At 51.6% G+C, this 26,853-nt stretch carries 25 protein-coding genes; 21 read left to right on the forward strand and 4 right to left on the reverse strand.

Annotated features, from left to right (window positions below; translation table 11 throughout):
* Window positions 1-17 precede the first annotated feature (17 nt).
* The 18 genes from fmdA (at window position 18) to ACJ67_RS04485 (ending at window position 18,954) form a co-directional block, all read left to right on the forward strand.
* Window positions 18-1,241 (forward strand): formamidase, encoded by a 1,224-nt coding sequence (gene fmdA / locus ACJ67_RS04400; RefSeq protein ID WP_049638039.1) that lies wholly within the window; start codon window positions 18-20, stop codon window positions 1,239-1,241.
* 12 nt (window positions 1,242-1,253) lie between these two features.
* Window positions 1,254-1,592 carry an FmdB family zinc ribbon protein gene (locus ACJ67_RS04405; protein WP_049638040.1) on the forward strand — a complete coding sequence of 113 codons (339 nt, stop codon included), beginning with the start codon at window positions 1,254-1,256 and terminating at the stop codon, window positions 1,590-1,592.
* Window positions 1,593-1,654: 62 nt separating this feature from the next.
* The gene (gene urtA / locus ACJ67_RS04410) at window positions 1,655-2,893 is read left to right on the forward strand and encodes an urea ABC transporter substrate-binding protein (RefSeq protein ID WP_049638041.1); all 1,239 of its coding nucleotides are present in this window, start codon (window positions 1,655-1,657) and stop codon (window positions 2,891-2,893) included.
* Window positions 2,894-3,030: 137 nt separating this feature from the next.
* Entirely contained in the window at window positions 3,031-3,948 is a 918-nt protein-coding gene (gene urtB / locus ACJ67_RS04415) for an urea ABC transporter permease subunit UrtB (protein WP_018985929.1), read from the forward strand.
* 112 nt (window positions 3,949-4,060) lie between these two features.
* On the forward strand, window positions 4,061-5,344 hold the full coding sequence (gene urtC, locus ACJ67_RS04420) for an urea ABC transporter permease subunit UrtC (RefSeq protein WP_018985928.1): 1,284 nt from the start codon (window positions 4,061-4,063) through the stop codon (window positions 5,342-5,344).
* The gene (gene urtD / locus ACJ67_RS04425; RefSeq protein WP_049638042.1) at window positions 5,341-6,084 is read left to right on the forward strand and encodes an urea ABC transporter ATP-binding protein UrtD; all 744 of its coding nucleotides are present in this window, start codon (window positions 5,341-5,343) and stop codon (window positions 6,082-6,084) included. The genes urtC and urtD overlap by 4 nt, the downstream gene beginning before the upstream one ends.
* A gap of 29 nt (window positions 6,085-6,113) precedes the next feature.
* On the forward strand, window positions 6,114-6,803 hold the full coding sequence (gene urtE, locus ACJ67_RS04430; RefSeq protein WP_049638043.1) for an urea ABC transporter ATP-binding subunit UrtE: 690 nt from the start codon (window positions 6,114-6,116) through the stop codon (window positions 6,801-6,803).
* A gap of 44 nt (window positions 6,804-6,847) precedes the next feature.
* On the forward strand, window positions 6,848-7,714 hold the full coding sequence (locus tag ACJ67_RS04435) for an urease accessory protein UreD (RefSeq protein ID WP_049639770.1): 867 nt from the start codon (window positions 6,848-6,850) through the stop codon (window positions 7,712-7,714).
* A gap of 36 nt (window positions 7,715-7,750) precedes the next feature.
* Window positions 7,751-8,053, forward strand: coding sequence for an urease subunit gamma (gene ureA, locus ACJ67_RS04440; protein ID WP_018985924.1), 303 nt, complete (start codon window positions 7,751-7,753; stop codon window positions 8,051-8,053).
* A 162-nt stretch (window positions 8,054-8,215) separates the two neighbouring features.
* The gene (locus ACJ67_RS04445; RefSeq protein WP_049638044.1) at window positions 8,216-8,524 is read left to right on the forward strand and encodes an urease subunit beta; all 309 of its coding nucleotides are present in this window, start codon (window positions 8,216-8,218) and stop codon (window positions 8,522-8,524) included.
* A 10-nt stretch (window positions 8,525-8,534) separates the two neighbouring features.
* Complete coding sequence (ureC, locus tag ACJ67_RS04450; RefSeq protein ID WP_049638045.1) at window positions 8,535-10,238, forward strand: urease subunit alpha; 1,704 nt, start codon at window positions 8,535-8,537, stop codon at window positions 10,236-10,238.
* Between the two features lie 164 nt (window positions 10,239-10,402).
* Window positions 10,403-10,897 carry an urease accessory protein UreE gene (gene ureE / locus ACJ67_RS04455; RefSeq protein ID WP_049638046.1) on the forward strand — a complete coding sequence of 165 codons (495 nt, stop codon included), beginning with the start codon at window positions 10,403-10,405 and terminating at the stop codon, window positions 10,895-10,897.
* Window positions 10,897-11,580 (forward strand): urease accessory protein UreF, encoded by a 684-nt coding sequence (locus ACJ67_RS04460; protein WP_049638047.1) that lies wholly within the window; start codon window positions 10,897-10,899, stop codon window positions 11,578-11,580. Before ureE ends, ACJ67_RS04460 begins: the two co-directional genes overlap by 1 nt.
* Window positions 11,577-12,230: an urease accessory protein UreG gene (gene ureG / locus ACJ67_RS04465; RefSeq protein ID WP_049638048.1), complete on the forward strand. Its 654-nt coding sequence runs from the start codon at window positions 11,577-11,579 to the stop codon at window positions 12,228-12,230. The genes ACJ67_RS04460 and ureG overlap by 4 nt, the downstream gene beginning before the upstream one ends.
* 203 nt (window positions 12,231-12,433) lie before the next feature.
* Window positions 12,434-12,997, forward strand: coding sequence for a HupE/UreJ family protein (locus ACJ67_RS04470; RefSeq protein ID WP_049638049.1), 564 nt, complete (start codon window positions 12,434-12,436; stop codon window positions 12,995-12,997).
* 178 nt (window positions 12,998-13,175) lie between these two features.
* On the forward strand, window positions 13,176-14,402 hold the full coding sequence (locus ACJ67_RS04475) for a leucine-rich repeat-containing protein kinase family protein (protein ID WP_049638050.1): 1,227 nt from the start codon (window positions 13,176-13,178) through the stop codon (window positions 14,400-14,402).
* A 176-nt stretch (window positions 14,403-14,578) separates the two neighbouring features.
* Complete coding sequence (locus ACJ67_RS04480) at window positions 14,579-18,022, forward strand: ATP-binding protein (RefSeq protein WP_049638051.1); 3,444 nt, start codon at window positions 14,579-14,581, stop codon at window positions 18,020-18,022.
* On the forward strand, window positions 18,019-18,954 hold the full coding sequence (locus ACJ67_RS04485; RefSeq protein WP_018985913.1) for a response regulator transcription factor: 936 nt from the start codon (window positions 18,019-18,021) through the stop codon (window positions 18,952-18,954). Before ACJ67_RS04480 ends, ACJ67_RS04485 begins: the two co-directional genes overlap by 4 nt.
* Window positions 18,955-19,060: 106 nt before the next feature.
* Here ACJ67_RS04485 and ACJ67_RS04490 read toward each other — a convergent pair whose 3' ends face one another.
* Window positions 19,061-19,711, reverse strand: a complete 651-nt coding sequence (locus ACJ67_RS04490) for a tetratricopeptide repeat protein (protein ID WP_053092911.1) — start codon at window positions 19,709-19,711, stop codon at window positions 19,061-19,063.
* A gap of 235 nt (window positions 19,712-19,946) precedes the next feature.
* On the opposite strand from ACJ67_RS04490, the gene ACJ67_RS04495 reads away from it, so the two are divergent.
* Window positions 19,947-21,365, forward strand: coding sequence for an MFS transporter (locus ACJ67_RS04495; RefSeq protein WP_049638053.1), 1,419 nt, complete (start codon window positions 19,947-19,949; stop codon window positions 21,363-21,365).
* Window positions 21,366-21,588: 223 nt separating this feature from the next.
* Here the strand turns inward: ACJ67_RS04495 and ACJ67_RS04500 are convergent, their stop codons facing one another.
* The 3 genes from ACJ67_RS04500 to ACJ67_RS04510 are packed head-to-tail and all read right to left on the reverse strand — an operon-like array spanning window position 21,589 to window position 24,095.
* Window positions 21,589-22,368: a ferredoxin--NADP reductase gene (locus ACJ67_RS04500; protein WP_049638054.1), complete on the reverse strand. Its 780-nt coding sequence runs from the start codon at window positions 22,366-22,368 to the stop codon at window positions 21,589-21,591.
* A gap of 48 nt (window positions 22,369-22,416) precedes the next feature.
* Complete coding sequence (locus ACJ67_RS04505; RefSeq protein ID WP_049638055.1) at window positions 22,417-23,346, reverse strand: electron transfer flavoprotein subunit alpha/FixB family protein; 930 nt, start codon at window positions 23,344-23,346, stop codon at window positions 22,417-22,419.
* Window positions 23,343-24,095 carry an electron transfer flavoprotein subunit beta/FixA family protein gene (locus tag ACJ67_RS04510; protein WP_049638056.1) on the reverse strand — a complete coding sequence of 251 codons (753 nt, stop codon included), beginning with the start codon at window positions 24,093-24,095 and terminating at the stop codon, window positions 23,343-23,345. The genes ACJ67_RS04505 and ACJ67_RS04510 overlap by 4 nt, the downstream gene beginning before the upstream one ends.
* Before the next feature lie 150 nt (window positions 24,096-24,245).
* Between ACJ67_RS04510 and ACJ67_RS04515 the strand changes: the two genes are divergently transcribed.
* Together ACJ67_RS04515 and ACJ67_RS04520 are read left to right on the forward strand one after the other, a co-directional pair.
* Entirely contained in the window at window positions 24,246-25,184 is a 939-nt protein-coding gene (locus ACJ67_RS04515) for a LysR family transcriptional regulator (RefSeq protein WP_049638057.1), read from the forward strand.
* Between the two features lie 13 nt (window positions 25,185-25,197).
* Window positions 25,198-26,844 (forward strand): electron transfer flavoprotein-ubiquinone oxidoreductase, encoded by a 1,647-nt coding sequence (locus ACJ67_RS04520; protein WP_049638058.1) that lies wholly within the window; start codon window positions 25,198-25,200, stop codon window positions 26,842-26,844.
* Window positions 26,845-26,853: the final 9 nt, after the last annotated feature.

Below are 26,853 nucleotides of genomic sequence, written 5' to 3' on the forward strand. Positions count from 1 at the left end.
CAAAGGAGATGAGCGTAATGAAAACAATAGTGAAGTTGGATTTGGATAAGAAACCCTGGGAGCAGGACGGCCAGATTCATAACCGCTGGCACCCCGACCTGCCAATGATTGCCATGGTGAAGCCAGGGGATGAGTTCCGCGTCGAGTGCATGGACTGGACAGGTGGCCAAATCGGCAACAACGATAGCGCCAATGATATCCGTGACGTAGACCTGACCCAGGTGCACTACCTGAGCGGCCCGATTGGTGTTGAAGGTGCCGAGCCAGGTGACCTGATGGTGGTGGATATTCTGGATGTAGGGACTTTTGAAGACCAGCAATGGGGTTTTAACGGCCTGTTTGCCAAAGAAAATGGTGGTGGGTTTCTGACAGACCATTTCCCTGAAGCAAGTAAGTCTATCTGGGACTTCCACGGGGTTTACACGACTTCCCGACACGTGCCAAAAGTACGTTATGCCGGCATCATGCACCCGGGTTTGATCGGCTGCCTGCCATCACGTGAATTGCTGGAAAAGTGGAATGAGCGTGAAGCTGCGCTGATTGCCACCGATCCTAACCGTGTGCCAGCACTGGCGTTGCCACCCGAGCCACAGTCTGCCGTGATGGGCAAACTGACTGGTGACGCTGCCAAGAAAGCTGCGATGGAGGGTGCACGTACGGTGCCACCTCGTGACCACGGCGGTAACTGCGACATCAAGAACCTGACCAAAGGCTCCAAGGTGTACTTCCCGGTCTATGTGAAAGATGGTGGCCTCTCCATGGGTGACCTGCACTTCTCACAAGGCGATGGCGAAATCACATTCTGTGGTGCGATTGAAATGGCCGGTTACCTCGATATCAAGGTAAGCCTGATCAAGGATGGTGTGAAGAAGTACGGTATCAAGAACCCTATCTTCCAGCCTAGCCCGATCACACCAACTTATCGCGACTATGTGATCTTCGAAGGTATCTCTGTAGATGAAGCAGGCAAACAACACTACCTGGATGTGCATGTGGCTTATCGCCAGGCTTGCTTGAACGCCATCGAGTACCTGAAGAAATTCGGTTACAGCGGTGAACAGGCGGTTTCCATCCTGGGGACGGCACCGGTAGAAGGGCATATCAGCGGCATTGTCGATATCCCTAACGCTTGCGCCACCTTGTGGATCCCGACCGAGATCTTTGAGTTTGATATCCGTCCTAATGCGGAAGGACCGAAGATTATGGTGCCTCCAGGCGTAGATGTTTCATTTACCTCATAAGGAGTTGCGCAGATGCCTTTGTATGAATATGAGTGTGACAGTTGTGGCGTGTTTACCGCGCTACGCAAAATGAGTGAGTCCAGCTTGCCTGCCGAATGTGACTGCTGTGGTGCCGAGAGCCCACGCATCCTGTCGGTGCCCAAGCTGGCCATCATGGACAAAATGCAACGGTCCGCGCATGAACGTAACGAGAAATCTGCGAACGATCCGCGTACAGCCAGACGTTCCAGCTGTGGCTGTACCGGATCACACACTTGTAAAACCAAGCCGCCGGTGAACCAGGATACAGGCAAACCAGGCTTGCAAATGCAGACCAAGAAAACGGCCAGGCCGTGGATGGTCGGGCATTAATCAGCGATATCAATCCCTTAATCATTGATTTTTATTGATTTATCCATAAAGGAGAAGAAGTAATGAGTACCTCAAACAGACGCGGTTTTATGAAAGGCGCATTAGTCGGTGCCATGATGGCCGCAGGCCTTATCAGTGGTCATGCTTTTGCAGCAGATTATCCAACAGCAAAAGTGAATACAACTGGCTTGGCAGTGACTGATTCGACAGTGAAAGTAGGTATTCTGCACTCAGCCACTGGCACCATGGCGATTAGTGAAACAGGTTCTATCCAGGCTGAAAAGCTGGCGATCGAGCAGATCAATGCCATGGGCGGTATCTTGGGTCGCAAAATTGAAGTGATTCAGGAAGACGGTGCTTCTGACTGGCCGACTTTTGCCGAAAAAGCGAAGAAATTGCTCGAAAAAGACAAAGTGGCTGCTGTAATGGGTTGCTGGACTTCAGCTTCACGTAAAGCGGCATTGCCAGTGTTTGAAAAAGACAATGGCTTGCTGTTCTACCCAACCTTCTATGAAGGTCTGGAACAATCCAAAAACGTGTTCTACACAGGTCAGGAAGCGACACAGCAAATTCTGGCAGGTCTGGACTGGATCGCTAAAGAGAAAAAAGCGAAAACTTTCTACCTGATTGGTTCTGACTACATCTGGCCACGTACTTCCATGAAGATTGCCCGTAAACACATCGAGCAACACTTGCATGGCACTGTGGTGGGTGAAGAGTACATCGCTTTGGGCGACACTCAGTTCGGTTCCGTGATCAACAAAATCAAACTCAAAAAACCTGACGTGATCTACGCAGCGGTTGTGGGTGGCAGTAACGTGGCCTGGTTCAAACAATTGAATGCGGCTGGCCTCAACTCCAGCAAACAAACCATGCTGACCATCTCTGTGACTGAAGATGAAGTATTGGGCATCGGTGGTGAAAACCTGGCTGGTTTCTACTCTGCTATGAAGTACTTCCAGTCCCAGGACAACCCAGAAAACAAGAAATTTGTTGAAGCGTTCAAAAAACGCTGGGGTAAAGATGCTGTGATCGGTGACGTGACACAGGCTGCTTACCTGGGCCCATGGTTGTACAAGGCTGCGGTTGAACGCGCAGGTAGCTTCGACGTAGATAAAGTGCAAGCTGCATTGCCAGGCTACACCTTCAAAGATGCCCCAGAAGGTCCTGTGACTGTAGAAGCTAACCATCACCTGACGACCAAACTGCGTATCGGTCAATGGGGTAAAGATGGTCAGGCAAAAGTGGTTTACACCTCTGACTACATCAAACCTGATCCATTTCCAAAAGGCTACCAATAAGATCGTAGTGTCTTGAAATGCTAGAGCGGTAGCCGGTTTTACCGGCTACCGTTTGGCGCAAGCAGTAAACATTCTTTGTAGTACAGATTCCCTGTAGTAAAAATTTCATAGAGAAGTGATGTTTTAAGGAGACCGATATGTTTGGTTATTCGATGGCAGATATAGGCAATATTGTGGTGATGCAGGGCTTTTCCGGCCTGAGCATGTTTACAGTGTTGCTGCTGATGGCACTTGGTCTCGCGATTATTTTCGGGCAGATGGGTGTGATTAACATGGCACATGGCGAGTTTATGACCATAGGCGCCTATACCACAGTACTCATTTCAAAAGTAGCAGCCAGTTACGGCTTCACGGATTACTACTTCGTGTTTGCCATTGCGATTGCCTTCTTGCTGGCCTTCGCGGTCGGTTACTTTGTTGAATTCATTATGATCAGGCACTTGTATAAGCGGCCATTGGATACGCTATTGGCCACCTGGGGCTTAAGTCTGGTCATGCAACAAATTTTCCGTTCTTCATTCGGCGCCAAAGAAGTGAGTGCCGAACTGCCTGAGTGGATGCTGGGTTCTTTCAAGCCAACTCCTGATATCGATATCCCGATTAACGGCGTATTCGTGATGGTGCTGGCGGCTTTAGTGACTTTCGGCGTCTACATGTTTATGTACAAATCCCGCTGGGGGCTGCGCGTACGTGCTACGGTGCAGAACCGTACCATGGCTGGTGCGGTAGGTATCAATACGGCCAAAGTTGACCGTGTGACCTTTGCGCTTGGTTGCGGTATTGCCGGGATTGCCGGCGCTGCTTTCACCACGATTGCTTCTACCGGCCCGACCACAGGTACCTTGTACATCGTCGACAGTTTTATGGTGGTTGTCTTTGGCGGTGCTGCGAGCATTGTCGGGACGATCGCTTCAGCTTTCGGTATCGCACAGGCGCAATCTATCCTGCAGTTCTTTATGACCAGCTCCATGGGTAAGGTCTCCACCTTGCTCGTCATCGTCACTATCCTGATGATGAAACCGGAAGGTCTGTTTGCCTCCAAACTGCGTAAATAAAGGGTATGGCAACACATGGGAGTTTTCTCGCGTGTTGCCATAAGTAAGAAGACGTATTAAGTCTTTTCCCCCTCCGCAATAGAATCAACGCATCAACAGAGGAGAAATCTTGATGACTTTATGGGAAAAAATGAAAGCCAGTCCTGTACTGGGTGGTAAGGAAGGAGTGATCGGCCTGGCAGTGCTTGCCGCGGTGATCTTCGTGATCTTGCCGTTGAGTGTAGATATTTTCCGCCTGAACCTGATCGGTAAATACCTGACCTATGCGTTCGTCGCAGTCGGCCTGGTTATGTTGTGGGGACACGGCGGTATCCTGAGTTTAGGGCAGGGAATTTTCTTCGGTCTGGGTGGGTACGCCATGGCCATGTTCCTCAAACTGGAAGCTTCCGATCCGGAAAGTACCAAAATCCAGTCTACGCCAGGCATTCCTGACTTTATGGACTGGAACCAGCTGACCGCCTTGCCATGGTTCTGGGAGCCGTTCAAGAGCTTGCCGTTTACGCTGATTGCGGTTTTGACGATTCCAGCCCTGTTTGCCTACATCATCGGCTACGCCATGTTTAAACGTCGTGTCGGTGGGGTATATTTCTCCATCATTACCCAGGCGATTGCGCTGATTCTGAGTATCCTGATTGTCGGGCAGCAAGGCTACACTGGTGGTGTGAACGGTATGACAGATTTGCGCACCATGCTGGGTTGGGATATTCGCAGTGATTCTGCCAAATATATTCTCTACTTTGTGAACGGCCTGTTGTTGTTTGGCGCGATTTTCTTGTCCAAATACATCATGAGCAGCAAGTTCGGCATGCTGTTGCTGGCGATGCGCGATAAAGAAGAGCGTGTGCGTTTCTCTGGTTACGATGTATCCAACTTCAAGATCTTTATCTTCTGCCTGGCCGCCATGATGTCTGCCGTGGGCGGCGCCATGTTCACCTTGCAGGTTGGTTTTATGTCACCTTCTTTTGTCGGTATCGTCCCGTCGATTGAAATGGTGATCTTCTGTGCCGTGGGTGGCAGAGCCTCACTGATCGGCGCTGTCTATGGCACCTTGCTGGTCAACTACGGCAAAACCGTGTTCTCAGAAACCTATCCAGAGTTGTGGCTGTTCCTGATGGGCGGGTTGTTTATCTCTGTGGTGATGTTCTTTCCTAACGGCCTGGCCGGTATCTGGGACAAACTTGCAACCAAATACGGCTGGTTCAAAGACAAAGCCGAGGTTGCAAAAAAGCCTGAGGTAAGTACTTCCGGGGTAGAAGCACAAGTCGTACTTACCGAAACCACAGAAACAATGTTGGCTGCTGACTCTACCAATACAGCCACCAAAGCACCACGCAAGAGAGCCAGTAAAAAAGACACTGGGCTCGAAAGTAGCAAAATGAGAGGAGCAGAAGCATGAGTAATACCGACTTCGTCTTGGCTGTAGAAGATTTGACCGTCTCCTTCGATGGCTTTAAAGCGGTGGATAGCCTCACCATGTATATCGACAAAAACGAACTGCGTGTGCTGGTGGGCCCTAACGGGGCTGGCAAGACCACGGTGCTGGACCTGATTTGCGGCAAAACCAAATCCACCGCCGGGTCTATCAAGTTTAATAACACGGAACTGACCAAGCTGTCTGAGCACGAGATTGTGCGTTCAGGTGTGGGCCGTAAATTTCAGAACCCCTCGATTTATGAAAACCTGACTGTGTACCAAAACCTGGAGGTGTCTTATCCAAAAGGTCGCGGTGTGTTTGGCAGCCTGACCTTTAAGCGCACGCAAGAGGTAGAAGACCGTGTACGCAAAGTGGCAGAAGACATCATGTTGACCGAGTTTCTCGATATGGAATCTGCTTTGCTGAGTCATGGCCAGAAGCAATGGCTGGAAATCGGCATGTTACTGATGCAGGAGCCAGAGCTGTTGATGCTGGACGAGCCAGTCGCCGGCATGAGTGCGAAAGAGCGCGACCAGACGGCCGATCTGCTGAACCGTATCTGCCAGAACCGCTCGGTGATTGTGATTGAGCATGATATGGAGTTCGTGAAGAAAATCGCGCACAAGGTCACTGTGCTACACCAGGGTAAGATCCTCGCCGAAGGGCCGATGGAAAAAGTCCAGGCCGACGAAAAAGTGATTGAAGTCTATTTAGGCCACTAACTTAAGCGCCATTACTTGAGGAGTATCGCATGTTTGAAATTGAAAATTTGCAGGTAAGTTATGGCCAGAGCCAGGTGATCCATGGCTTGAACTTTAAAGCCAACAAAAACGAAACACTGGCCATCATGGGCCGTAACGGCATGGGTAAAACCACGCTGTTCAAATCGCTGATGGGTATTTTGCCGAGCAAGGCCACTAAAGCCACTGTGGATGGCGTAGACCTGCAAGGGTCGGCTACGCATGATCGTGTGATGAAGGGGTTGGCCTATGTGCCGCAAGGCCGCTGGATTTTTCCTAATATGACCGTGCAGGAAAACATTGAGACCGGCCTCGAAAAGTCGTCTTCTGGCGAGATACCGGACGATATATTTGCCTTGTTCCCAGTGTTGCATGAAATGCGCAAACGCAAGGGCGGTAACTTGTCAGGTGGTCAGCAGCAGCAGTTGGCGATTGCCCGTGCGCTGGTGACGAACCCAAAAGTGTTGTTGCTGGATGAGCCGACTGAAGGGATTCAACCGTCCATCATCAAAGATATTGCCAAGGTGCTCAATGAAATCCGCAAAATGCGCGAAATCACCATCATCGTCTCCGAACAGGTGTTGAGTTTCACCATGGAAGTGGCAGACCGCATTATCGTTATCGACAAAGGCCGCTTTATCCATGAGGATACCCGCGACAACGTGGATGCCGCCAAGGTGAAAAGTTATCTGTCTGTGTAATGGTCTGCTGCCCATCAGGGCAGCGCTTGTGGCATGATGCCGGTATGGATGATTTAAAGCCTGCGATTTCATCGCCACCTCAACGTATGACGGTCAAACACTGGCAAGCCAGACTCGAACTTGGTTTTTCCAGACGTGATGATCGCTCTTATCTGGCGCACCGGTTACACAAGGGGCCATTGGTCGTACAAAAAAGCCTGCACCCTGAAGGGGACGATGTATGCCATGCTGTCGTCGTACATCCCCCGGGAGGTGTCGCTGGTGGAGATGCCCTGCATTTGCAGGTCACCGTGGATGAGGGCGCCAAAGCCTTATTGACCACGCCGGGCGCTGGTAAGTGGTATAAAGCCAATGGCACCATTGCCACGCAAAAGCTGTCATTTCAGCTGGCATCCGGGAGCGGTCTGGAATGGTTGCCGCAGGAAAATATCTTGTTCGACGCGGCTGAGGTAGGTTTTGGTGCCGAGATTGATTTGGCCGCTGATGCCACATTCGCTGCCTGGGATATTGTCTGCCTGGGCCGTCAGGCGCAACAGGAGGTCTGGCAGCGCGGTGTGTACAAGTTAAATCAACGCATCTCGCGCAATGGTCGCCTGATCTGGAATGAATGTGCCCACATGCAGGCAGAGGACTTGGTCAAAATAAGTCGCGTGGGCTTGGGTGGTGCGGTTGTGTTCGGGACCTTTGTCGTATGTGCCGGAACCGTGCCAGCTGAAATCTTGCAAGCCTGCCGAGATATTCTAGTATCGGATGCTAAAACGGGCATCACAGCATTGCCCGAAGTATTGTGTATTCGTTATGTCGGCAATGCTTCACAGCAAGCCAGGCAGTATTTTGAACAGTGCTGGCAGATCTTGCGGCCATGGTATTATCAAAAAGACGCCGTCAGGCCGCGGATATGGAATACCTGATTTGAGCAAACAAAAAGATCAACCGAGAATACATCTATGGAACTCACCCCAAGAGAAAAAGACAAGTTACTCATATTTACTGCGGCGTTGTTAGCTGAAAGGCGCAAGGCGCGTGGTTTAAAGCTGAATTACCCGGAAGCCGTGGCGTTTATTTCTGCAGCCATTATGGAGGGGGCACGTGACGGTAAAACCGTGGCCGAACTCATGAGCTACGGCACCACGCTGCTGAACCGCGATGAGGTGATGGAAGGCGTGCCGGAAATGATCCCAGACATACAAATCGAAGCGACCTTCCCCGACGGGACCAAGTTAGTCACCGTCCACCACCCAATCCCATAGGAGCATACTGATGCAGACGCAGATGGCGGTGTTGCACAACCTTGCCGTACTCATTGTACTGTCTGCGGTTGTGCGCCTTGCCCTCCACGCCTGCATCAATATGCTTGCGAGTGTCGGTTTGAACCGATTTAATAAACACAATCATACTCACTGGAGATATCAATGATTCCCGGCGAAATGCAGGTCGCAGCAGGCGACATCGAATTAAATGTTGGGCGTGATACGGTCACGCTGGATGTGGCAAACAAAGGCGACCGGCCGATTCAGGTCGGTTCGCATTACCATTTTTATGAGACCAACGACGCTTTGTCGTTTGATCGGGCGTTGGCTTATGGCTACCGGCTGAATATTGCTGCGGGCACGGCGGTACGATTTGAACCAGGGCAGACGCGTACTGTACAGCTGGTCAAGCTAGCTGGGGAACGTAAAGTGTACGGTTTTGCCGGACGTGTGATGGGGGCCCTGAAGTAGGGGAAATGCAATGACGATTAAGATGGATAAACGCGCCTATGCCGAAATGTTCGGTCCGACGATTGGCGATAAAGTGCGACTGGCGGATACCGAGCTCTGGGTAGAGGTGGAAAAAGACTTCACTATCTATGGTGAAGAGGTCAAGTTTGGCGGTGGTAAGGTCATCCGCGATGGCATGGGCCAAGGTCAGGGGCTGGCAGCCGAAGTGGCGGATACGGTCATTACCAATGCATTGATTATCGACCACTGGGGCATCGTGAAAGCCGATATCGGCATCAAGGGCGGCTATATTTCCGGCATCGGCAAGGCCGGTAACCCGGATATCCAGCCTGGCGTGACCATTGCGATTGGCGCAGGCACCGAGGTGATTGCCGGCGAAGGCATGATCATCACGGCCGGTGGCATCGATACCCACATCCACTTTATTTGCCCGCAACAGATTGAAGAAGCGTTGATGTCTGGCGTCACCACCATGGTCGGTGGAGGCACGGGGCCAGCCACGGGGACATTCGCCACCACCTGTACGCCCGGCCCCTGGCACATTCACCGCATGTTGCAGTCAGCCGATGCTTTCCCGATGAACCTTGGCTTTTTGGGCAAAGGTAACGCCAGCCTGCCTGAGCCGTTGCGCGAGCAAGTCCGCGCCGGGGTCATTGGTCTCAAGCTGCATGAAGACTGGGGCACCACGCCTGCGGCGATTGATAACTGTCTGAGTGTCGCGGATGAAATGGATATCCAGGTCGCCATCCATTCCGATACCCTGAATGAATCCGGCTTTGTCGAGACGACGATAGGTGCGTTCAAAGGCCGTACCATCCACACCTTCCATACTGAGGGCGCAGGCGGTGGGCATGCCCCAGATATTATCAAGGCGGCCAGCCAGCCCAATGTGTTGCCATCCTCGACCAACCCGACGCGGCCATTTACCGTCAACACCATAGACGAACACCTGGATATGTTGATGGTGTGCCATCACCTGGATCCGGCGATTGCTGAAGATATTGCGTTCGCCGAAAGCCGTATCCGCCGCGAAACGATTGCCGCTGAAGATATTTTCCATGACCTGGGTGCGTTTTCCATGATGTCATCCGACTCACAAGCCATGGGCCGTGTCGGTGAAGTGATTATCCGCACCTGGCAAACTGCGCACAAAATGAAAATTCAGCGCGGGCCATTGGCTGAAGATGCGGCCGGTAACGATAACTTCCGCGTCAAACGCTATATCGCTAAATACACCATTAATCCGGCCCTGACACATGGTATTTCACATGTGGTAGGTTCGGTTGAAGTTGGCAAGCTGGCGGATTTGGTGGTGTGGAAACCCGCATTCTTTGGCGTCAAGCCATTCACCATTATCAAAGGCGGCATGATTGCTGCAGCTGCGATGGGTGACCCAAATGCGTCTATTCCTACGCCGCAACCAGTACATTACCGCCCCATGTTTGGTGCTTATGGCGGTGGACTTAAGACTGCAGTGACTTTTGTCTCGCAAGCCGCATTGGAAAACCCCGAGATCAAGGCATTAGGTCTGCAAAAAGCATTAGTGGCCGTGAAAGGCACGCGTGATGTACAGAAGTCAGATATGGTACACAATACCTGGATGCCAAAGATCGATGTAGATCCGGAAACCTACGAAGTGCTGGCAGATGGCATGCCTTTAGTTTGCGAGCCAGCTGAAGTGCTGCCAATGGCGCAACGTTACTTCTTATTTTAATCAATGGCTATGCGGGCAAATTGCAGCGTTGCGCGGTTTTTTAGTTACGGCATAACCTCAAGGTTAGCCTGCACTGAAACTGCGTTTTCAAAATCCTCATGTACTACATGTACATTCCGGTTTCTGCGTTCCGCTCGCTCATTGATGGCGATTGAAATTTAACCATGATCCATTTAACCGAACGTATCACTGTCAGCGGCCATATCGACGATCAATTGGAATTGCCCTTTGACCAGCGCCAGAAAAGCCGTTTGCGCGTCACGCTGGCTTCTGGCAAAGAAGCAGCATTATTTTTAAGCCGTGGCATTATTTTGCGTGGCGGAGATTTGATTCAGTCTGAAGACGGTAGTGTCGTAGTGCAGATTGTCGCGGCGCAGGAACCTGTTTATAACGTGATTGCGCCTACCCCGCGTGACTTGATGCGTGCAGCGTACCATTTGGGCAATCGTCATGTACCTTTGCAGATTGGTGATGGCTGGTTACGCCTGGAACAAGACTATGTGCTCAGAGATATGCTGCTTGGTTTGGGCATGCAAGTAAGTGAGGTACATGCGCCGTTTGAACCGGAAGCCGGTGCTTATGGCGGTGGTCACCGTCATGGGCATGATGACGATGCTTTGCAGACCTTACGGCCACGGCTGAAAGGACAGGGGCACTAATGGCAAATGCACTCGCACTTAGCCGTTTGTTGCAATTGGCCAGCCCATTGTTGCCCGTAGGGGCTTATTGCTATTCACAAGGGTTGGAATGGGCGATTGAGTCTGGTGAGGTCAAAGATGTGGCCTCCGCACAAGCCTGGATAGGTGATAGTTTGCAAATATACCAAGCGCGCTTTGAGTTGCCAGTGCTATACAAGTTATATCAGGCCTGGCAAGCGGGTGATCTTGTACAGGTGCAGGAGTGGGATAGCTTCTACCAAGCCGGGCGTGACACCTCTGAAGGCTGGGCAGAAACACGTCAAATGGGCTATTCTTTACGCCGGTTATTGAATGACTTGAAGCCCATGTCTGAAACATTGGTGGCACAGATCAATACCTTGCAATCACCCGCTTTTCCAACCTTGTTTGCGGCCATTGCACAGCATTGGCAGATTCCACCAGAGCAGGCACTTCAGGGCTATGTCTGGGGTTGGCTGGAAAATCAGGCCAGCGCTGCCATGAAAGCGGTTCCGCTCGGCCAAGTGGCTGGGCAAACCATTTTGCTTGCCTTGGGCGAGCGATTGCCGCAAGTCGTTGCGAGCGCCATGCAGTTACCAGAAGGTGAAATGAGTAATTTTAATCCTTTACTTAGCATCGCCGGAAGTCAACACGAAACACAATACAGCAGGTTATTCAGATCATGAAAATACATACCCAATTTGCATCACCCACCCCTGAAGTCACTGACTATAAGGAGCCCTTGCGTGTTGGCATCGGTGGCCCGGTCGGTTCCGGCAAAACCGCGCTGACGCTGGCGTTGTGCCAGCGTTTACGCGAGGTCTACAACATTGCGGTGGTGACCAATGATATTTACACCAAGGAAGATGCGGAGTTTTTAACCCGTAACGAAGCGCTGGTGCCTGAACGTATTATCGGTGTGGAAACGGGCGGCTGTCCGCACACTGCAATCCGTGAAGATGCCTCCATGAATCTGGAAGCCGTCGATCAGCTCAGCAAGCGCTTCCAGACGCTGGATATCGTGTTTGTGGAAAGTGGTGGCGATAACCTCGCGGCAACGTTTAGCCCGGAATTGTCTGATTTGACGATTTATGTGATTGATGTCGCTGCCGGTGAGAAGATCCCGCGTAAAGGCGGGCCTGGCATTACCAAGTCTGATTTGCTGGTGATCAACAAGATAGACCTCGCGCCCATGGTGGGTGCCTCGCTGGAAGTGATGGATCAGGATGCCAAGCGCATGCGTGGCGAGAAGCCTTTTATTTTCAGTAATCTGAAGAGTGGCCAGGGGTTGGAAGACATCGTCGCATTTATCGAAAAGCAAGGCCTCATGCTTTAATCAAGCAAATGCTATGCGTCCGTGGCGGTGTTGCGCGGGCTTGCCGTACTAGTTTGTGCTGTCTGCGCCCGCACGCCTTGCCACAAACGCATAGCATTCGCTTGATGATTTGAAGGTATTTCATCTTGAGTAGGGATGAATACCAAATACAGACTAGGTGGTTTAGACCACAAGTATCCCGAAATTAGAACGGAGAAGATTCAATGAGAAAAAGTATTCTTTTATTTTTAAGTGCGCTCGCAGCTTCGACCAGCGCGGTTGCCCATCCTGGTCACGGCCTGGAATCAGGCTTTGCTGCAGGCTTTATGCATCCATTCAGCGGCTGGGATCACCTGCTGGTGATGTTTGCGCTGGGCATCTGGGCCGCTCGTCGTCCTGCCGCCCAAGGTTGGCAGTTGCCCGTGCTGTTTGTTTCTGTCATGGCAGTCTCAGCTTCATTCGCCATGGCCTGGTTGCCGGTCGCATTGGCTGAAGTGCTGGTGGCGGCCAGTGTGGTGGTCATGGGCTTGTTACTGATCAGCGATTTAAAAGTGCATCGTGCTGTACAAATTGGCGTCGTCAGCATCGCCGCCGCGGCACATGGCTATTTGCATGGCATGGAAATCGGCAACCAATGGTCAGGCTTGGCGGGCATGGTGCTGGCAACGGCTGTCTTGCATGCGCTGGGTTGGGTCTTGGGTCGTCAGAGCCATCCAAGCTTGCAAAAGGCCATCCAGCTGTTGGGTGGTGTGATGCTGGGCTTGGGCGCAGTGTGGATGCTGGCATAGCTCAATCAGAGATGTATCGTTAAGGCGCTACGCTTATTCAGCAGGATTCTCAATTGCCTTATGCACCATAAAAGCCAGCGTCAGTGCTGGCTTTTATTTTTGCATCTACACACACAGTTCGTCTTGCATGCAAAGTAATTCAAGTAACATAGCGCATTCATCAATCACATTCAGTGTAATGACACCCCCTAAAACCCAAGACGACACGCTCTCCCAGCTCAAGGCAGGCAAACTGCAAGGTAGCACATCCCTCAAATTAAGTGCGCAGTTAACCGAGTTTCCGTCTGAGATTTTTGAGTTAGCCGATAGCCTGGAAATTCTGGACTTGTCCGGCAATGCACTCACTGATTTGCCTGCTGATTTATATCGCCTGAAAAAACTGCGCATTCTTTTTTGCTCAAACAACCAGTTTACGCACCTGCCAGAAGTGCTGGGGCAATGCGAAAACTTAAGTATGATTGGTTTTAAAGCTAACCAGATCAAACACATCACTGAAAGCGCCATCCCCACCCACACCTTACGCTGGTTTATCGTCACAGATAACGCGCTGACCCAGGTGCCGCATGCCCTGGGTGAGTGCAGCAAGCTACAAAAACTCATGCTGGCAGGGAATCGGCTCAGCAGCTTGCCCGCCAGCCTGGCAAATTGCCACGCCTTAGAGCTATTGCGGATTTCTGCCAATCAGTTTGAGACCTTGCCTGATTTTTTATTCGACTTACCCAAACTCACCTGGCTGGCTTATGCTGGCAACCCTTTTTGTAACACTATCGAGCAAGCTTTAATCAGCCAACATCACATACAGCACATCGACTGGCAAGCCCTGACGTTGCAACAGGTACTAGGTGAAGGGGCCTCTGGCGTCACCTATCAGGCGTTGATGCAAGACGAGGGTGAGCATGAGCCTGTGGCGGTAAAACTCTTTAAGAGTGGACTCACCAGCGATGGCCTGCCGCGTTGCGAAATGCACGCCAATCTGCTGGCGGGGGAGCATCCCAATTTAGTCGGCGTTACGGGCGTGATACACAATCACCCGCAAGGCATACAAGGTTTGGTGATGCCATTGCTGAATCCCCATTTAAAAGTACTGGCAAAGCCCCCGAGCTATGAAAGTTGCACGCGCGATGTCTACGCGGATGACTTAAAACTCACGCTACAACAAGCCGAATTTATTTTAAAAGGCATCACGCAAGCTGCAGAGCATCTGCATGCTAATGGCCTTATGCACGGTGATTTATATGCGCACAATATTTTGTGGGGCGCTGAAAAGGTTGTGTTAAGTGATTTGGGCGGCGCCTCATTTTTACCTTTAGATAACCCAGCACTTACGAAAAAAATACTTAAACTGGAAGCCAGGGCATTAGCGGTGTTGGCTGAAGAATTGGAAGCGGTTGTAAGTGAGCGGTGATGAGGGAATACAGGCATAGCGTTGTGTCGAATTTTAATCACTCTGGCGCTGTGCTTTTATGGCGCATTCCCTACGTCAATTAACGTAGTGATTGCATGAACGAACTCTCCTAGTATATGCTCGGGAAAAAGCTGGCCTTGTTCCCAACCTGGCTATTGATACTTAAGGATTGTTGATTGTCTACCCCGTCCACTTCTGTATTATCCACCGAAATACGTGCTGAGCCGATACAGCGTATCGTGAAGATTCGTCGCGACTATAACAATTGGGTGGCGAATGAAACGATAGAGGATTATGCCTTGCGCTACACGCCACGGGCGTTCCGCAAGTGGTCTATTTTGCGCGTTTCTAATACGGCGCTGGGGGCAATTTCGTTTTTGGTGCTGGAGGCGATTGGCGGCACGATTACCATCAATTATGGTTTTCCGAATGCCATGTGGGCGATTCTGGCCGTTGGCCTGATGATCTTCTTAACGGGCTTGCCCATCAGCTATTACGCGGCCAAGTATGGCCTGGATATGGACCTGCTGACGCGTGGGGCTGGTTTTGGCTATATAGGCTCGACCATTTCCTCGTTTGTGTATGCCTCGTTTACCTTTATTTTGCTTTCGCTCGAAGCGGCGATTATGGGGTATGCGCTTGAGCTGTATTTCCACTTGCCGCTTTACCTGGGTTACCTGGTCAGTGCGCTGATTGTGATTCCGCTGGTCACGCATGGGGTGACGCTGATTAGCCGGATACAAATGATTACGCAACCGATCTGGATTGCCTTGATGTTTTTGCCCTTCCTGGCGATTCTCAAGATGGACCCAGGGATCTTTGACAGATTAAGTCATTTTGCCGGTATTTCTGCCAATGGCGGAGAGTTCAATTGGATGTTGTTTGGCGCGGCAACGGCGGTGGGTGTAGCCCTGATTCCACAAATTGGTGAGCAGGTCGATTTTCTGCGTTTTATGCCGGAGCGCAACAAGGAAAATTACTGGCGCTGGAACCTGGGGGTATTGATGGCCGGGCCTGGGTGGGTGATTCTGGGCATGCTCAAAATGTTTGCCGGGGCTTTGCTGGCCTATATGGTATTTAATCGGGATATGCCGCTGTCTTCTGCGATCAATCCGACGCATATGTACTGGGTTGGATTTGGGCATGTGTTCAGTAACCCCGAAGTCGCTTTGGCAGTGACTGCGCTATTTGTGTGCGTATCGCAAATCAAGGTCAATATGACCAATGCCTATGCCGGTTCTCTGGCGTGGTCTAACTTTTTTGCCCGCCTCACGCATAGCCATCCTGGCCGGATTGTCTGGGTGGTGTTTAACGTGATGATCGCCATTGTGCTCATGGAGCTCAATGTCTTTCAGGCGCTGGAAGAAATATTAGGCTTGTACGCCAATATTGCCATTGCCTGGATTGCAGCTGTGGTGGCTGACCTGGTCATCAACAAGCCTCTGGGTTTGAGTCCCAAAGGGATTGAATTCCGGCGTGCTTATTTGTATGACATCAATCCGGTGGGCGTCGGTGCCATGTTTGTAGCCTCGGCCGTGTCCATTGTGGCTTATACCGGAGCCATGGGTCCGTTGGCACAGTCTTTTTCGACCTTTATTTCCCTGTTTACAGCCTTAGTGCTGTCACCGTTGATTGCATGGGGCACCAAGGGTAAGTATTACCTGGCGAGGCCACGCCCCAAGTACTTGCAACCCAATGCGACCAAGCAATGTGTCATTTGCGAGCGTGAATATGAGGTCAGCGACATGGCACATTGCCCGGCTTACGGTGGTGCGATTTGCTCCCTGTGCTGCTGCCTGGATGCCCGCTGCCATGATGCATGCAAGCCACATGGTCGCCTGAGTGCGCAATGGGAGGCATTAAATAAAAGGATTTTACCCAAACAATTATGGCCACATCTCAATGGCGGCGTTGCGCACTTTTTGTTATTGATGGTCATTGCTGTGCTTTTATTTGGGGCCACGATCAGCCTGATTTACCTGCATGATGCCTTGACCATCGGTCGTGAGTCTCCGGAATTGATGCATCATTTCAGGCTGGGTTACCTGAAGGTGTTTGTGGCCATGCTGTTTTTGGGTGGAATTGTGGCCTGGTGGCTGGTATTAACCTCAGCCAGCCGGCGTGTGGCACAGGAAGAATCGAACCGGCAAACGGGTTTGTTGCTTGAGGAAATTGAGTCACACAAGAAAACCGATGCGCAGTTACAAAAGGCGCGCCGCTTGGCAGAGGAGGCCAACCAGGCCAAGAGCCGTTACATTACCGGCATTAGCCACGAGTTGCGGACACCCCTGAATAGTATTCTGGGCTATGCGCAATTGCTGACCAATGATGATAGCATCCCGGAACATCGCAGGCAGGCAATCAGGACCATCAGCCGCGGCGGCGAACATTTGCTGTCATTGATTGAAAGTACGCTGGATATCGCGCGTATTGAGAGCGGCAAGATGGCGTTTGATGTTAAGCCGTTGCATTTCCCTGAGTTTATTGGCCAGATCGTCAGCATGTTTGAAATCCAGGCGCAAAACAAGGGGCTGGCGTTCTATTTTGAGCAGCAAGGTCATTTGCCTGAATATGTACGGGCAGATCATAAGCGGTTGATGCAGATTCTGGTGAATATCCTGGGTAATGCAGTCAAATTTACAACCAAGGGTAGTGTGACTTTCCGCGTGAGCTATGCACGCGAGATTGCACAAATTGATATTGAAGATACCGGCCCAGGCATTGCGCCTAATGAGGTGGAAAAGATTTTTGAACCGTTTGAGCGTGGCAGTGCTGCGGATGTGGTTGGCATTGGTGGTACTGGTCTCGGGTTAACTATCAGTAAACTACTGACCCAGCTCATGGGCGGTGAAATGCATTTTGACAGCGTGCTGGGCCGCGGCACCCGCTTTGAAATTCGCCTGTTCTTGCCGCAAATCCGGGAGACGGCGCATCTATCCAAAAAAGCGGTGCGTCAGCGTATTGGTTACGAAGGGCCGATACGCACCATACTGGTGGTGGATAATGAACAGGTTGACCGCGAGTTGTTACGCAATACCTTGCAACCACTCGGCTTTATTGTGCATGAAGCCGGTAACGGTCAAGCGTGTGTCAACCAGTATCAGATGATTCATGCCGACCTGATCCTCATGGATCTGGCGATGCCGGTCATGGATGGCTGGGAGGCGGCCTATATTATCCGCCAGGTACATCACGCCAAATTGCCGATAGCGATTATTTCGGCCAATGCCTATGACCGTAGCCTGGATAATCAGGCCAAAATTCCGGCGCAGGACTTTTTTGTCAAACCGGTTAACTTGAACGAGGTCCTGGACTGGATAGGCAATCAATTGGGTCTGACCTGGCGTTATGCCGACAGTGCAGAGAACAAACTGCTGCCAGCGTCCACCGCAGCCGAATCTTCAGCCGATGGGGTATCATTGCCGCCGATTCCTGATGTGTTGCTGGAAAACCTGGCACAGTTCGCACGCATGGGGTATGTCAAGGGTGTGCGTGAGGTGCTGGCTACCCTCAACCGTGAACATTCACAGCATCAAACCTTGATTAATGCATTACAACAGGCCATGGAACGTTTTGATTTTGCTAAACTGCAAAGCTTGCTTGAGGAGCACGCCAAATGACTACCAGTCCAAACCATACCGTGTTAATTGTGGATGATGTGCCAGAAAACCTGGCCTATCTGCATGATGCACTGGATGAGTCCGGCTACCAGGTCTATGTCGCGAACTCGGGCGAGATGGCATTGCAGGTGGCACACCTGATGCAGCCGCATGTGATTTTAATGGATGCCATGATGCCGGGGCTGGATGGTTTTGCCACCTGCAGGCGCATCAAGGCTGCGGCAGAAACGCAGCATATCCCGGTGATTTTTATGACCGGCCTGACAGAAGTGGAGCACGTGACCATGGCGTTTGATGCAGGTGGTGTGGATTACGTGACCAAGCCGGTACGTCCGGCAGAAGTCTTGGCCCGCCTTAAAGTCCATGTCCAAAATGCGACGAAAATGCACCAGGCAACTTCAGCGCTGGATGCTTTTGGCCAGGCAACGATTGCGATCCTGCCTACTGACAAACGCCTGGTGTGGCAAACCCCGCTGGCCAAGCAATACCTGGAGCAGTATTTTGCCGAGTGGGCCGCCAAGGAGGCCTACAGTGCGGTCCAAACCTTGCCTCCCATGATTTACCTGTGGCTGGAAAGCTGCATCCAGCAGTTTTCCAGTGGTCAGTCCATGCAAACGCTCAACGTCAACCAGGGCAATGCCCGCTTAAGCCTGACGGTAGCCAATACCAGCGAGGAGCAATGGGTGGTGGTCTTGCGTGAATACTCTGACGAAGCGCAGATTGAGTCGCTGGGAAAATTGTTCCAGCTCACCAAACGCGAGTCCGAAGTGTTGTATTGGACTGTCAAAGGCAAAACCAACAAGGATGTGGGTGAAATTCTGGGTACCAGCCCTCGGACCATCAACAAGCACCTTGAGCATGTATTCCAGAAGCTGGGCGTAGAAACCAGAACCGCTGCCGCCTCGCTAGTGGCGTCTAAAATCAAGTTTTAGCGGCATTCCTGAACAAATGATTTGATATGAGGAATTCATCCAATATCCAGTGTGGGTATTTGGAATCCTTATCGCGAATCAGGAGATGCCGCAAACTGACTTTCATTTATTTCAACTTGCTTTGAGCCAGTTTTAACCCTTCTTCTACTTCTTGTTTACGTCCAGAATCTGCATCTTCACGGCCTGGTCGTGCGGGTGCCTGCAACGCTTTCTGGTAGTAGGTCACGGCCTGGCTGTAATCGCCCTGGGCACGCAAAAAGTCAGCATAGAAATAATTGCTGTCTATACCATTCGGGTTCAGTTGTAGGGCTTTCTCAAGATATTCTCGGCCTTTTTTCTTGTCGCCAAAGCCTATGGGCCAACCAGGCACGCGGAAATAGAGTGACCCCAGTGTGGTATAAGCCGACCCATTTAATGCTTGCGGATTGCTTTTAATACTTGCCAGCAACAAGTCGCGCGCTTGCTCCGCGGCTTTAAGGGCATTCATCGGGTGTAATGGCCCCATGCTTTTTGCGTATCCACTCAGTACAATCGCCTCCCAAATCATGGCTTCACTGGCTTCGGGATTTTTTGCTGACAGTTGATGAGCTTGTTCCGTGAGTGCTTTGAAAGCCGTCTCTTGCTGGTCTTTAGGGGTTTGGTAAGTGGCTTTTGCCCAGGCATGTTGCAGGCTGGCCAGTTCACTATCCAGAATTTCATCTGCCAAGGCGGATTGGGTCAAGAAAACCAGGCAGGTATATAACATCCAACGTTTCACATTCGCTCCTCGTTTAAATAAATGACTTTTTGCAATAACAATGCCAGTTTGCAAAGGCAGATGCACTTGGAAGATTGTTTATAAAAATCAATTGGTTGAGATTGGATGTTTGTTCTGTTTTAATGTCAGGCAAAAATGATTGGACTAGAACCCTGCTTTTTTTGCGGGGTCTCAACGAGTGACCCTGCAAAAGATGCAGGCCCTAGTCTCCTGATATATAAAACTTTTTGAATATATGCTCCTGCAAACACAAGCACTCACTTTTGAAGTCCTGAATCAGCGTTATGGCGAACGCTATAAATGGATGGTGTTGCTGATTGTCGGTTTGGGAACGATTGCGGGGGTGCTTTGTACGTCTAGCTTTAATGTGGCCGTACCTGCGTTGACACATGCTTTTCATCTGGGACAAGACCATGTGCAATGGGCGATGACGGCTTTTCTGGCGGCGATGACCATAGGCATGTTGCCAGCCGCGTGGTGGCTTGAACGCTATGGCTTGCGTCGCATATTTATGGTCGCGCTGTGGTTGCTGATTGCTGCCAGCGTCGCCGGATTTTATGCGCAGACTTTTGTACAGGTAGTGATTGCGAGATTGTTGCAGGGCGTGGCTGCGGGGGTGTTACAGCCATTGGGTATCATGGCCTTGATGCGTTTATTTCCGCCTCATATCCAGGGGCGCGCCTCCGGCATCCTGATTGTTGGTATTGCGTTTACGCCTGCCATCGCACCTTCCATCAGTGGCTGGTTGCTCGACCAGTTTGGCTGGCATGCGATTTTTTTACTGGGTGTGCCATTTGCCTTGCTGGCGCTTGTCAGTGCGCAGGTCTGGTTGCCAGCCCCGCGTCCAAAACGGGTGCCGCTGTTTGACTGGCCTGGATTAGGCTGGTTGTCTGCGGCAACGATAGGGCTGATCGAATTCGTGTCCAGCTTGCATCATAGTGGCGTGGTCGCCATCTGGACTTGGGGTTACGGCCTACTGACGGTTGTCTCGCTAATCTGTTATATCCGCCATGCACATCGGTTGCCGCATGCCATTATTCAATTGCACCTGTTTTCCAGGCCCACGTTCAGCCGGGGTACGTTTGTCGCTTTTGCCTATGGGTTTGGCCTGTTTGCCTCCACCTACCTGATCCCTGTATTTTTACAAAATGCTATGGCTTTTAGCGCGACCGATGCCGGTTTGCTGCTATTGCCTTCAGGTATCGCCTTGGTGCTGACCATTCCGCTGGCAGGCCGTATGGCAGACAAATTCTCTCCCCGACGCATTACCCTGGCGGGCCTGGCCATATTCGGTGCCTCGTTTTTAGTCTTTGTCGTGGTGGCAACGCGGGTGCAATACTGGGAAATTGTTGCGGCGACAGTGGTTGGGCGCATTGGATTGGGCCTCATCTTGCCTGCGTTAAACCTTGCGACCTTGCACGAAATGGAACCACAACACCTTGGGCAGTCATCCGTGGTGGTCAGCTATGCGCGGCAATTGGGTGGTGTCGTCGGCGTGACTTTGATGGCGGTGTTTATGGAATGGCGTGAGCAGATATGGGGTACGGTTGCCCCTGGGGTATTCCAGGCCTATGCACAGGGCTTTTTATTGCTGTCGGTGGTTTTTGTGCTGGCGATACTGGTGGCTATCGGCATGAAGGATGCCAAACGGTAAACTAGATCAATAACCGACAAGATTGCATATTCCATGTCTGGAAGACATGTTTCTGCTAAAGCAGGGGCGCGTCATCATTGTCTGTGAATCGTATTCCTGAGAAATAATGCAGCAAGTATTCCGGCTAAGGCAGGCAAATCAAGTAGGTTTGCCGTTTTGAAGGTGAGTTGGACGATGGCTGTCACGGCGATAGTTTCATCATGACAGCCAGCGAAAGATGTGATTATTTCTCGACAAATGCTTTTTCAATCACATAGTCACCCAGTTCGCCAATGCGTGGCGAAACTTTGAAACCACGTTTGTCCAGCATGGCGGCCGTGTCGACCAACATGGCCGGGCTGCCGCAAATCATGGCGCGGTCTGTTTCCGGATTCAGTGGCGGCAGACCGATATCGGTAAACAGTTTGCCGCTTTCCACCAGGTCTGTCAGGCGCCCCATGTTTTTGAACGGCTCGCGGGTCACAGTGGGGTAGTAAATCAGTTTGTTGCGTACTTCTTCGCCAAAAAATTCGTTATTCGGCAAGTCTTTGGTAATGAAGTCTTCGTAGGCCAGTTCATTGACGTAACGCACGCCGTGAATCAGGATGACTTTTTCAAAACGGTCGTACACTTCGATGTCCTGGATCAGGCTCATGAACGGCGCCAGGCCAGTGCCGGTAGAGAAGAAATACAGGTTTTTACCTGGCTTGAGGTCAGAGGTAATCAGCGTGCCAGTCGGTTTGCGGCTGACTAACAATGGATCGCCTACTTTCAAGTGTTGCAGGCGTGAGGTCAGCGGGCCATTCGGCACCTTGATACTGAAAAACTCCAGGTGTTCTTCATAGTTTGGGCTGGCAATACTGTAAGCACGGGTCAATGGCAGGCCGTCTACTTCCAAGCCTATCATCACAAACTGGCCGTTTTCAAAGCGCAGGCCAGGATCACGGGTGGTTTTGAAACTGAACAGCGTGTCATTCCAGTGATGCACGCTCAACACTGTTTCGGTGGAATATTTTTTACTCATGAGATGAACAGGTTTCTGAATTCAAAAAGTTAATCGGTCAACGTTCAATTATAACGCAGCTGTCAATTGCGGCACGGCTTCAAACAAGTCGGCCACCAGGCCGTAGTCGGCAATCTTGAAAATCTGTGCTTCCGGATCCTGGTTAATCGCGACCACCACTTTGCTGTCCTTCATGCCATAGGCATGCTGGATGGCGCCGGAAATACCGACCGCGATATACAGCTCTGGTGCCACAACCACCCCGGTTTGACCGACTTGCAAGTCATTTGGAGCATAACCAGCATCCACAGCGGCCCGGCTGGCGCCAATGGCAGCATGCAGTTTGTCGGCCAATGGTGCCAACACGTCTTTAAATGCTTCGGCGCTGCCCAGTGCGCGACCACCGGAGACCACCACTTTTGCGGCAGACAGGGGTGGACGCTCGGATTTGTTAAAGGCTTCAGACACCCAGCGGCTACCGGCTGGCGCAGCAGGCGTTGCAACGGCTTTAATCTCGGCAGTGCCGTCTTTGGCTGCCGCCGCAAATTTGCTGCCACGGACGGTCAGTACCTGTTTGCTGTCGCTGCTTTGTACAGTCGCCAGCACGTTGCCCGCGTAGATGCCACGTACATAGGTGTTGGCGCTGACGATCTGCAACACGTCAGAAATCATGTTCACATCCAGCAAGGCAGCCACGCGTGGCAATATGTTTTTGCTGAAAGCGCTATGCGCGGCCAGTACGACAGTATAGTTCGCAGCTAGCGGCACAATGATTTCAGCCAGGTGTTCTGCGGTTGGGTGTTGCAAGGCGGCATCGCTGGCGACCAGCACATTGCTCACGCCTTGCAAGCTTGCAGCCTGTGCGGCCAAAGCGTCAGCCTGGGCGGCGGCAATCAGCACGTCTACCGGTTGCTGCCATAACTGTGCAGCCGTCACCGCGCGTGCGAATTGTTCGTTCAAATGCTGGCCGTCGTGTTCGGCAATAATCAGTGTTCTCATGCAACGATCCCCTCATGCGTACGCAATTTGCTCAATAACTCATTTACATCTTTCACCATGACACCGGCAGGTCGGGCAGGCGGCGTAGCCACTTTGAGTTGTTTCACGTTGTGGGACAGCGCAACACCCAAGGTGTCCAGCGCGACATTTTCCAGCGGTTTTTTTCTGGCCATCATCAGGTTAGGCAATTTGACATAGCGTGGCTCGTTCAAGCGCAAATCTGCAGTAATCACGGCTGGCAGGTTGATTGCCAGTGTTTCTGTTCCGCCATCAATTTCGCGGACCACGGTCGCCTGGTTGCCTTCAATGGTGATTTGCGAAGCGTAGGTCGCTTGTGGCAGCTTCAGCAAGGCTGCCAGCATCTGGCCGGTCTGGCCAGCGTCATCGTCAATCGCTTGCTTGCCCAGCAAAATCAGCGTAGGTTGCTCGCGCTCAACAACGGCTTTCAATACTTTGGCGACGCCCAAAGAATGCAAGTTTTCATTGGTTTCTACCAGCATGGCGCGGTCAGCACCCATGGCCAGAGCGTGACGCAGAATGTCCTGGTTGGCAGCGTTGCCTATGGTCACGGCAACGATTTCAGTGACAATGCCTTTTTCCTTGAGTCGAATTGCTTCTTCAATCGCATTTTCGTCAAATGGATTCACGCCCATTTTGACGCCATCAATATCTACATCTGAACCATCCGCTTTGACGCGAACTTGAATGTTATAATCAACGACCCGTTTGATCGCTACCAGTGCTTTCATAAAACGTTTGCCTTTGTTGGAGGTTTTATTCGTAACCCGCCATTTTAAGCCAGTTTGTAATATTTATTAAATTGATTATTATAATAATATATATCTATTTTGTAGATTGATTTTGATGCGGCTCAAATGCCGTGTAAATTCCCCTCATCAATGAAATACACGCTCAGGCAACTGGAAATTTTCGTGGCGATCAGCCGTACCGGCAGTGTGTCCCGTGCCTGCGACCAGCTTGCTTTGTCACAATCCGCTGCTAGTACCGCTTTGATTGAACTGGAAAAACAATTCGATATTCGTTTATTTGACCGGGTGGGCAAGTCGTTGCGGATTAATGAAAGTGGTCAGCAACTGTTGCCTAAAGCAGTTGAGTTGTTGGACCGCGCACGCGAAATCGAGCGCATGTTGCAGGGCCAGCAGGGTTATGGCAACCTTAAAATCGGTGCCACATTGACAGTAGGTAATTACCTGGTGACGTTGCTGGTCGCCAAATTTTTGCAGCAATATCCGCAAAGCCATATCCAATTGCAGGTGCAAAATACTCGGACCATTGTCGAGCAGATTGCCAACCATACCCTTGATTTGGGCATGATTGAGGGTGAGTGTAATCACCCTGAAATTGCGGTCGCCCCGTGGATTGCGGATGAACTGGTGATTTTCGCGGCGCCCACCCACCCGTTGGCACAACTGGCGCAAACCGGCAAAACCATTCACAAGTCAGATTTATTGCTGCAACCCTGGATCGTCCGCGAGAAAGGGTCAGGCACGCGCGAGACATTTGACCGTGCCTTCAAGCAGGATTATTCACGGCTCAATATTACGCTGGAGCTGGAGCACACCGAGGCGATCAAGCGCGCGGTGGAGTCTGGCCTTGGCATCGGCTGCATTTCGCGGCTGGCCCTCAAGGACGCATTCAGGCGCGGCAGCCTAGTGCCGATTGAGAACCACAGTTTGCAGTTTCACCGCAATTTTTATTTTTTATGGCACAGGCAAAAATATCAGACCGGTGGCATTCGGCAGTTCCTGGCGTTTTGCCAGGCGTTCACCCAAGGGGCGACGCGTAGCGACCTGATCGATATCCCGGCGATTGTCTGACGAAGGAGCAAGTATGGACAGAGATGTCATGGAATATGATGTGTTGGTGGTGGGGGCAGGCCCGGCGGGCTTGTCTGCAGCCATCCGTTTAAAACAACTGGCCCAGGCGCAAGGCCAGGAGTTGAATGTCTGCGTATTGGAAAAAGGCGCCGAAGTCGGCAGCCATATTTTCTCTGGCGCCGTGCTGGACCCCAAAGCCTTGCAGGAGTTGTTTCCTGACTGGCAGGCCTTGGGCGCCCCGCTCAACACGCCCGTCAATCAAGATACATTTGTGGTGTTGGGCGAAGAAAAAGACTGGGCCATGCCGGAATGGTCGTTGCCCCCGCTGATGCGCAACCACGGCAATTACATCATCAGCCTGGGCGAGGTCTGCCGCTGGCTGGCTGGTAAGGCTGAAGAGCTGGGTGTAGAAATTTATACCGGGTTTGCTGCGCAATCCCCCAGCTACGATGAGCAGGGCCGCATGATGGGCGTGATCACCGGCGACATGGGCCTGGACAAGCAGGGTAATCCCACCGCCAATTACACGCCAGGCATCGAAATCCGTGCCAAGTATACGCTGGTGGCCGAGGGTACCCGCGGTTCGTTGACCAAACAGCTGGAAGCCAGGTATGGCCTGCGCGCAACCTCCAGCCCTGCCAAGTATGGTTTGGGCTTTAAGGAAATCTGGCGCGTCAAACCGGAAAATCACCAGAAAGGCCTGATTGAACATACCCTGGGCTGGCCACTGGATGCCAATACTGGTGGCGGTGGCTTTATTTATCACCACGGTGAAAACCTGGTCTCTGTCGGCTATGTCGTGCACCTGGATTACAGCAATCCTTATCTTTCTCTGTTTGATACCTTCCAGACCTATAAAACACACCCTAAATTAAAAGCCTTGCTTGAAGGCGGTCAGCGTATCAGTTACGGTGCCCGTGCGATTTCTGAGGGCGGCATACAGTCACTGCCTGAAATGGCCTTCCCTGGTGGCGCATTGCTAGGCTGCAGTGCAGGCCTGGTTAATGTGCCTAAAATCAAGGGCACGCATTACGCCATGAAATCCGGCATGCTGGCGGCAGAGTCCGTGTTTGAAGCCATCCAGCAGGGTGCGCCTGAGCTGCTGACCAGTTATCCGAAAAAGTTGCGCGCCTCCTGGATCTGGCAGGATTTGACTGCAGTACGCAATGTGAAACCTTATTTATCACGCTACGGCACCTGGGTAGGCACTGTATTGGGTGGCATCGAAATGTGGCTGTCCGGTTGGGGTTTGACCATGCCCTGGACGCTCAAGCATATCAGCGCAGACCATGCGACGCTGGCTGAGGCCAAGCAAAGCCGCCAGCCCAACTATGCCAAGCCGGATGGCGTGCTCACGTTTGATAAACTCAGTTCGGTCAGTTTGTGCAATATTGGTCATGATGACCAGCAACCTTGCCACTTGAAACTGTCGGTGGCTGATATACCGGAACGCGTGAACTTGCCGAAATATGCGGGGCCTGAGCAGCGTTATTGCCCGGCTGGGGTGTATGAGTTTATTGAGCAGGCAGGCAGGGAAGTATTGCAAATCAATGCGCAAAACTGCATTCACTGCAAGACCTGTGATATTAAAGATCCTACTCAGAATATTACCTGGGTGCCACCAGAGGGGGGCAGTGGGCCGAATTATGTTTCGCAGTGATGAGCGAAA

The sequence above is a fragment of the Methylophilus sp. TWE2 genome (assembly GCF_001183865.1).
Taxonomy (GTDB): Bacteria; Pseudomonadota; Gammaproteobacteria; order Burkholderiales; family Methylophilaceae; genus Methylophilus.